Genomic DNA, 7,761 nt, shown 5'->3' with positions numbered 1-7,761 from the left:
AGGCGACCGGCCCCTGTGAAGCGGTGCTGCTTTCGGGCCCCTGGGCTCAGTGCACCGTCAGCAGCCCCTGCCGCAGCCGGCCCAGCAGCCGGTTGAGCAGGCGCGACACGTGCATCTGGGAGATCCCGAGGCGCTCGCCGATCTGCGCCTGGGTGAGTTCCTCGACGAACCGCATGTGGATGATCTGCCGGTCCCGCTCGTCCAGCTCCGCCAGCAGGGGAGCGAGGCTGTGGACGTCCTCCACGAGTTCCATGGTCATGTCCTCGACGCCGATGAAGTCGGCCAGGACACTCTCACCGTCCTCGCTGCCGCTGACGGCGGCGTCCAGCGACGCGGACGTGTAGCCGTTGGAGGCGACCCGGGCGTCGATGACCTCCTGCTCGGGGAGGTTCATCAGCTCCGCCAGCTCCTTGGTGGTGGGCTTGCGCCCGAGCCGGCTGCTCAGCTCCTCCGTCGCCTTGGCCAGCTCGACCCGGGCCTCCTGCAGCCGCCGCGGCACGTGCACCGCCCAGGTGGTGTCGCGGAAGAAACGCTTGATCTCGCCGACGATGTACGGCACGGCGAAGGAGGTGAACTCCACTTCGCGGGCCAGCTCGAACCGGTCGATCGCCTTGATCAGCCCGATCATGCCGACCTGGACGATGTCCTCCATCTCCTGGGGACCCCTGCTGCGGAAGCGGCCGGCCGCGTACCGCACCAGGGACATGTTCATCTCGATCAGCGTGTTGCGGGCGTACTGGTACTCGTGCGTGCCCTCTTCCAGGTGCGTGAGCCGGTCGAAGAACACCCGCGACAGGGCGCGCGCGTCGGTCGGTGCGACCTGCGAGGGGTCGGGCACCTCCGGCAGCTCCGTCCGAGCCCCAGTCGCCTTCGCCTCCATGGTCACCGCCATCGTGCGGCCCTCCCTCTCAGCAGGTGATTCCTCATGCCGTGACCGCCCCTGTCTCCAGGGGCGGACTTCGCTGCGTGTACCCGGGCTCCGACGTCCCACACCCATTATTTCTCCACGGGGCTCGATTCACCCGCCGGGACCCCTCCGGGGCCGCCCACCCGCAGCCGCGCGCCCTGCCGTCCCAGCTCCTGCTGGACCAGGGCGTACGGCACCTCGCGCGGGCTGCGCCCAAGCCGGGTGGCCAGCGCGGCGCAGATCCCCGCCGCCTGGCCGGTGGCCATGGCGATGGGCATGACCCGGTACGACGAGTGCGCCACGTGGGACCCGGAGATGCACCGCCCGGCGACCAGCAGCCGGTCCGTCCCGGTGGGCAGCAGGCAGCGCAGGGGGATGTCGTAGAAGCGCCCCCGGGGAACGCGCCGGATCACGGTGCCGCTGCCCTCCGGGTTGTGGATGTCGATGGGGTAGGCGCCGTGCGCGACGACGTCCGGGAAGGCGCGCGCGTCCAGGATGTCGTAGCCGGTGAGCCGGTAGTCCCCGAGGACGCGGCGGGTCTCGCGCACCCCGATCTGGGTGCCGCTCTGCACGGCGTACGCCTCCTCGAACCCGGGCACGCGCGAGCGCAGGAACCGGTCGATCTCGGCCATCTGCCGCCGGGCCGTCCACTCGGCCCGGCTCAGGTCCCACACGTCGATGCCCAGCGCGCCGGTGACCCGGGTGCTGTTGACGGAGAGCTCGTGCGGGTGCGGGGTGCCGAAGAACAGCACGTCCTCGCGCGGCAGCCGCAGCTCGCCCGCCTCGGTGGCCTCGCGGACCAGATCCCACAGCCCGTGCACGCCCCGCCACTGGTCGGGGTGGGCCCGCACGTACTCGGCGAAGCGCGGCCGGGCGAAGTCGGCCATCCGGAACATCAGGGTCATCGGCTGGACCCGCCCGTCCTCCGGGCGCCCCACCTCGAACGGTGCCCCGCAGGAGGCGGCCACGTCGCCGTCGCCCGTACCGTCCACGACGACCCCCGCGTCGATCACCACCGGCCCCGACTTCGTCTCGAACACCACCCGCCAGCCGTCCCCCAGGGGCAGCGCGGCCGACGCGAAGGAATGGAACAGCATCCGCACCCCGGCCTCGTCCAGCATGTCCAGCAGCACGAGCTTGAACAGCTCCGGGTCGAACGGGACGGTGTAGCCCGTCTCCAGGGACGGCGGCACGCAGCCCCCGCAGGCGGTGAGCCGGTCCAGCAGACGCCACAGGAACCCGGCGACCACCGGCTCGCCCTCCCCGTGGTCGGTGGGCAGCAGCCGGTCCCCGGCACCGTCCTCGACGAACACCGCCTGGCGGTGCTCGTTGTGGAAGGACATCAGCGGCATCACGAGGGCGACGGTGGCGTTGCCGCCCAGGAAGGCGTACCGCTCGACGAGGATCACGTCGGCGCCCGCCTCGGCCGCGGCGTACGCCGCCGCGGTGCCCGCCGGGCCGCCCCCCACCACCAGGACGTCCGTGCGGCCCGCGTGCTGGGCCGCACGCGCGGGGACGGTCACGGTCCGCGGCTCCTCGGGCCGCCGCAGAACGGGCATCACGCCTCCTGACCGGCGCCGTGACGTGGCACCGCGCCGTCCTCGGACCCCGTGCCGAGCAGGCGCAGACCCTGCGGCCCCGCGGCGCCCGTACCGGCGGCCGGCCCCGCGGTCCCCGGCCCGCGCCCGTCCACGGCATCCTCCTGCTTCGCGGTCCCCTGCTTCTCGGCGTCCTGGCCCATGGCGTCGTCCTGGTCCCCGGCGTCTTCCTCGTCCATGGCGTCCAGCAGGGCACCGCAGCGCGCGCAGGTCTCCGCGGCGAGTTCCCGCAGGGCCTGCACCCGGGCGGTGAGGTCCACCCGGCGCTGCGGGAACTCGTCCCACAGCCGGTCCACCTCCGCCAGCAGCAGCCCCACCTGCTCCCGCGCCACACCGACCAACGCGGGGGCGCCCAGCCGGCGCGCGAAGTCGAAGACCTTCCCGGCGTACGGCAGCGGCAGCACGGGCAGGCCGGACACCGCGGCGAAGATCAGGAAGTGCAGCCGCATGCCGACGACCAGGTCGAGGTGGCTCATCAGGCCCAGCACCTGCCCCGGCGTGTACGCGCTGTGCAGGATCCGGCCCCGGTCCGGGGCGCTCATCCGGGAGAGTACGGCGTGGGCGTGCCGCACGTCGTGGCGCTCCATCGGCATGAACACCACGTGGGCGTCCAGCCGGCGCACCAGGAAGTCGGCGACATCGGCGAGGAGCGCGTGGTAGTCGCCCTCGTCCAGCTTCTCCGCCGCCCGGCCCGGCTCGCGCACCGACATCCCGACCAGCCGGGCGTTCGCGGGCACCCCCTCCTGCCGCATCATCTCGGCGGTGAACGGCTCCGGCGGCAGCAGCAGCGCCGGGTCGGCGGTGACGACCAGGTCCCGTTCGACCCCGACCTCCTCCAGGACCAGCCGGGACTCCTGGTCGCGCACCACCACCTCGTCCATGTCCGCCAGCACCGTGCGTACGGCCTCCCGGTCGTCGCTCTCGCGCAGCGGCCCCGCGCCGACCGCGTAGGCGAAGGTGCGCACCCCTCGCACCTGGGCCGCGCGGACCAGTTTCAGATAGCGGCGCGCCTCCCCGTCGTAGAGGATGCCGCCGCCGCCGAGGACCAGCAGGTCGAGACCGGCCAGCACGTCGGTCACCTGTTTCTGCGGCACGCCTTCCCAGTCCACCACCTCGTCGGCGGCCGGCTGGTGCGCCCGGGTGTGCTCGGCGTCGCGGCTGAAGACGATCAGGCGGGCCCCCGGCCGGTGTGAGCGCAGACAGCCGAGGACGCACTGGAGGATGGCTTCGTCGCCGATGTTGTAGCCGCCGTAGGAACCCAGCAGGCCGATGCGCGGGCCGCCCGGACGGGGCGGCCGGGACTGTGAGGTGGTCATCCGGGACTCCCGTTCCGTGGGGCGGGCGGTGACTGCGAGGACGGGCGCGGCCGGGGCGCGGGCCGAGTTGCCCTCATCCCACGAGGAAAACACCTCCGCCGCGGTCCGGCAGCCGCTGCCGGACCGCGCAGGCTGCCCGGCGACCGTGGCGCGCGCTGGAGTGGCCCCGGCGGCGGGATGCGGCGATGGTGTCCGTGAGGGTGTTCCGCCGCGTCCCACGGGGGAACGCGCCCCTGGGGCGCGCAGGACGACGACGGCCGGTGCGCGCTCGACGAGCCGCGACCGGGAGGAGCGTTCGTGAACAGGCAAGTGCGGTCGGGCGGCCGCCGCGGCGATCCGGCGGACACGCCCGATCCCAGGCGCTGGAAGGCCCTCTGGGTCACCCTGGCCACCGGCTTCATGAGCCTGCTCGACGTGACCATCGTGGCCGTCGCCCTGCCGTCGATGCAGCGCGACCTCGGCGCCTCGGCCTCCTCCGTGCAGTGGGTGGTGTCCGGGTACGCCCTCGCGTTCGCCCTCGTCCTGGTCCCCGCGGGCCGGCTGGGCGACGCCATGGGCCGCCGCCGGATCTTCCTGTGCGCCCTGGCCGCCTTCGTCCTGTGCAGCGCCGCCGCGGGCGCCGCACCCACCATCACCTGGCTGGTGGTGGCCCGGCTCGCGCAGGGTGCCTGCGCCGGCTGCCTGGCCCCGCAGAACTCCGCGCTGATCCAGCAGATGTTCCGCGGCGCGGAACGCGGACGGGCCTTCGGCCTCTTCGGTGCCGTCGTGGGCGTCTCCAGCGCGGTCGGACCGATCACCGGCGGCCTGATCCTGGCCCTCGCGCACGGCACCCAGGGCTGGCGCTGGATCTTCTACGTCAACGTCCCCGTCGGCGCCCTCGCGCTCCTGCTGGGGCTGCGGCTGCTGCCCCGGGTGGCACCCGGCCGCCGGGAACGCCTCGACCTGCCCGGGGTGGCCCTGCTCGGTGTCGGCGTGCTGGCCCTCATGCTGCCCCTGGTGTTCGCGGAGAGCGGCGGCCTGGGCCGGCTGTGGTGGCTCTTCCCGCTCGGCCTGGCGCTGCTGGTCTGCTTCGCCTGCTGGGAGGGGCGGGTGGCGGCGCGGGACGGGCAGCCCCTGCTGGATCCGCGGCTGCTCACCGGCACCCGCGGCTATGCGCTGGGGACGGCGCTGGGCGCGCTGTACTTCGTCGGATTCAGCGGCGTGTGGCTGGTGTTCGCGCTGTTCTTCCAGAACGGCCTCGGCTACGCGCCGCTGCGCTCAGGCCTCGCGGTGACCCCCTTCGCGATCGGCTCGGCCGTCGCCGCGGTGGTCTCCGGGCGGCTGGTGGAGCGGCTGGGCCGACTGCTCACCGTCTGCGGTCTCGTGGCGGTGGTGGCGGGGCTCGGCGCGACCGCGCTGATCCTGCACTCGGCCCCGGCCGGCGTCCTCACCTGGCTCGCCGCGCCCGCCCTGTTCATCGGCGGGCTGGGCAGCGGCTGCGTCATCTCCCCGAACGTGACGATGACGCTGCGCGACGTGCCGGTGCGGATGGCCGGGGCCGCGGGCGGCGCCCTGCAGACCGGCCAGCGCCTGGGCGGCGCCGTCGGCACGGCCGCGCTGCCGGGCCTGTTCTACACGGTGCTCGGCTCGACGGCCGGGGACTACCGGGCCGCCGTGTCCCTCTCGGTGGGCTTCGCTCTCGTGGCCATGCTGGCGTCCTTGACGGTGGCGGTCCTCGACTGGCGCCGCGACCACCACGAGCGGCCCCCGAGCCGGGCACCGGGGCCCTCCGGCGGCCCCGGCCGCCGGCATCCCGGCGACGAGCCCGCCCACTCGAACGGCGGTACGAGCGGCCGGGAAATCGGGCGGGACACCTGCCCGGACGCCGGGCGCGGCTGAGGCGCGTTCCGCAGCGTCGCGCCGGCACCCGGCCGGCACCCCGCCTCGTGGTGGCCCGGTCAGGCGTCCTCGTCGCGCCACAGGCCGCCCGCGGGCTCCGTGTCGAAACGGGTGGCCTCCCGGGCGTTCCCGCTCAGGTCGTTGTCGAGGACCCGGCCGTCGGTCCAGCTGCCGTTGCCCGTGACGCACATGCCGTGGGTCTGGGTCCGGGTCGGCTGGTCGTCGCCCATCCTGTTGCCGTGCATCCGCGGCCGGGTCACGGCGGCGTCCACGGTGAGCGCGGCGCGCAGCACGGGAGCGCCGGGCAGCCGGTAGGCGGAGCCGGGGTCGGGCACGCCGTCCGCCCAGGCGGTGTCCGCGCCGGGGCGCAGCGGCGCCAGGCGCAGTTCGGTGGGGGAGTTGCGGGTGACCAGCGCGGTCTGGGTGCCCACCGCCACCTCCTTGCCGCGGTGCCCGTCCGCGGGCCAGTCGGCCTTCTCGTCGGTCAGGGACAGGGCGGCGAAGCGCACTTTCTCGCCACCGCCCTCCACGGCGCCCGCTGCGCGCCGGCCGTTGTTGCGGATGCGGTTGTCCACGACGGCGAGGTCGCGCATGACGGCGTCGATCCGCACCCCGTCGAGCGCGTTGTCCCGGATGTCGTTGGCCTCCAGCACGATGTCCGCGGACGCCTCCTCGTCTCCGCCGGCCAGGTTGTGCTCCCAGTAGCCGTAGCGCCCGTTGTTGCTGATCCGGTTGCCCCTCAGGGCGTACGGCCCCGGCGTGTTGCCCAGACCGACGCCGTCGCGGATGTTCCCGTCGATCACACAGCCGGTGACGATGCCGCCCCGGCCGCCGATGCGGGTCGTGCCCTGGGAGGACACGTCGAAGCCCGCCTCGTGGTTGCCGAGCATCGTCGAGGAGGTGACCAGCAGCCCGTCGGCGCCCCAGTCGGAGATGCCGAAGCGGTTGTCCTCGGCATGGCAGGCGGTGATGCGGATGCCGCTGGGCGGCGCCCACTCGTCGTTCTGGAGTTCGAGGAAGATCCCGTTGGTGCCGTTGCCGGTCGCCGTGCACGTGGTGACGGTCAGCCGTTCGACCGGACCCCAGCCGCCGATGCCGATCCCGATGCCCGCCCCGCCCATCTGCTCACCGCTGTCCTGCCGCCCGCACCGCTCGGCCAGCACCCCCTCCACGACCGTGTCCTGGAGGAAGTCGCAGCCGAACCCGGTGGCCGCCGTGTCGTGGATGTACAGGTCGCTGAAGCGACCGCGCAGCACGTACTGGAGACCGAGACCCTTGGCCAGCGGGTCGTACTCCTCGGTCGTCACCCCCGAGCCGTCGATCTCGAAGTGGGCGAAGGTGAGGTCCGCCAGGTGGTTGTCCCGGCCGGCTCCGTGCTGCCGGGCGGTGAACCAGGCCAGCGGGACGGGCGTCGTACGGTCGCCGGGATTGCGCAGCACGAAGCAGGTGGCGCCCCGGCCCTCTCCGATGAGGGAGACGCCGCTGCGCCAGACGGTGGGCTCGTCCACCATCAGATAGCGCCCGGCGGGCACGTGCGCGACGCGCGGGCGCCCGTCGGCGGCGCAGGCCGCGCCGAGCGCGTCCACCAGGTGCTGGAAGGCCGGCTGGTCGTTGGTGACTCCGTCACCGGCCAGGCCGTACTCGCGGGCGTCGACGGCGAGGGGCTCGGACATGGGCGCTGCTCCTTTCCCGGGGCCTCGGCGCCGGGTACCCCCGCACGCGCCGGCGGCAACGGCGGCAGGGAGGGAGGTTTGCGGGGCACCGGCCCGGACACCCGACGTGATGACACCGACCCCCGATTGTGGCTTGGAGTGAGCGACAGTGGCTGGTGACCAGAAGGCCAAGGCCAAGAAGGAACAGATGAAGGGCAAGGCCAAGGAGACGGTCGGCCGCGCCGTGGGCAACGAGCGGATGACCGCCGAGGGCCAGGCCAAGAAGTCCAAGGGCGACGCACGCCAGGCCAAGGAGAAGGGGAAGGACGCCCTCAAGCCCTGACCAGCCCTGACGTGGGGCGACGGACTGCGTCTGAAGCGGCGAGCAGAGAAGCCTCTGCGGGTTCCCC

At 73.8% G+C, this 7,761-nt stretch carries 6 protein-coding genes; 2 read left to right on the top strand and 4 right to left on the bottom strand.

Annotated elements, in window-relative coordinates; translation table 11 throughout:
* Positions 1–46: 46 nt before the first annotated feature.
* From ACFC02_RS40560 to ACFC02_RS40550, 3 genes are all read right to left on the bottom strand, one after another.
* Positions 47–892, bottom strand: a complete 846-nt coding sequence (locus tag ACFC02_RS40560; protein ID WP_376367726.1) for an RNA polymerase sigma factor SigF — start codon at positions 890–892, stop codon at positions 47–49.
* A gap of 104 nt (positions 893–996) precedes the next feature.
* Positions 997–2,466 carry an FAD-dependent oxidoreductase gene (locus ACFC02_RS40555; RefSeq protein WP_376367724.1) on the bottom strand — a complete coding sequence of 490 codons (1,470 nt, stop codon included), beginning with the start codon at positions 2,464–2,466 and terminating at the stop codon, positions 997–999.
* Positions 2,466–3,821 carry a polysaccharide pyruvyl transferase family protein gene (locus tag ACFC02_RS40550; RefSeq protein WP_376367722.1) on the bottom strand — a complete coding sequence of 452 codons (1,356 nt, stop codon included), beginning with the start codon at positions 3,819–3,821 and terminating at the stop codon, positions 2,466–2,468. Before ACFC02_RS40550 ends, ACFC02_RS40555 begins: the two co-directional genes overlap by 1 nt.
* Positions 3,822–4,118: 297 nt before the next feature.
* Between ACFC02_RS40550 and ACFC02_RS40545 the strand changes: the two genes are divergently transcribed.
* Positions 4,119–5,699 (top strand): MFS transporter, encoded by a 1,581-nt coding sequence (locus ACFC02_RS40545; protein ID WP_376367720.1) that lies wholly within the window; start codon positions 4,119–4,121, stop codon positions 5,697–5,699.
* A gap of 59 nt (positions 5,700–5,758) precedes the next feature.
* On the opposite strand, the gene ACFC02_RS40540 is transcribed toward ACFC02_RS40545, so the two are convergent.
* Positions 5,759–7,372, bottom strand: coding sequence for a right-handed parallel beta-helix repeat-containing protein (locus ACFC02_RS40540; protein ID WP_376367718.1), 1,614 nt, complete (start codon positions 7,370–7,372; stop codon positions 5,759–5,761).
* A 148-nt stretch (positions 7,373–7,520) separates the two neighbouring features.
* Between ACFC02_RS40540 and ACFC02_RS40535 the strand changes: the two genes are divergently transcribed.
* Complete coding sequence (locus tag ACFC02_RS40535; protein WP_360980930.1) at positions 7,521–7,694, top strand: CsbD family protein; 174 nt, start codon at positions 7,521–7,523, stop codon at positions 7,692–7,694.
* Positions 7,695–7,761: the final 67 nt, after the last annotated feature.

Source organism: Streptomyces sp. NPDC056160, assembly GCF_042268205.1.
GTDB lineage: Bacteria > Actinomycetota > Actinomycetes > Streptomycetales > Streptomycetaceae > Streptomyces.
The sequence above is the reverse complement of the archived record's forward strand: the minus strand, read 5'-3'. Positions and strand labels throughout refer to the sequence as shown.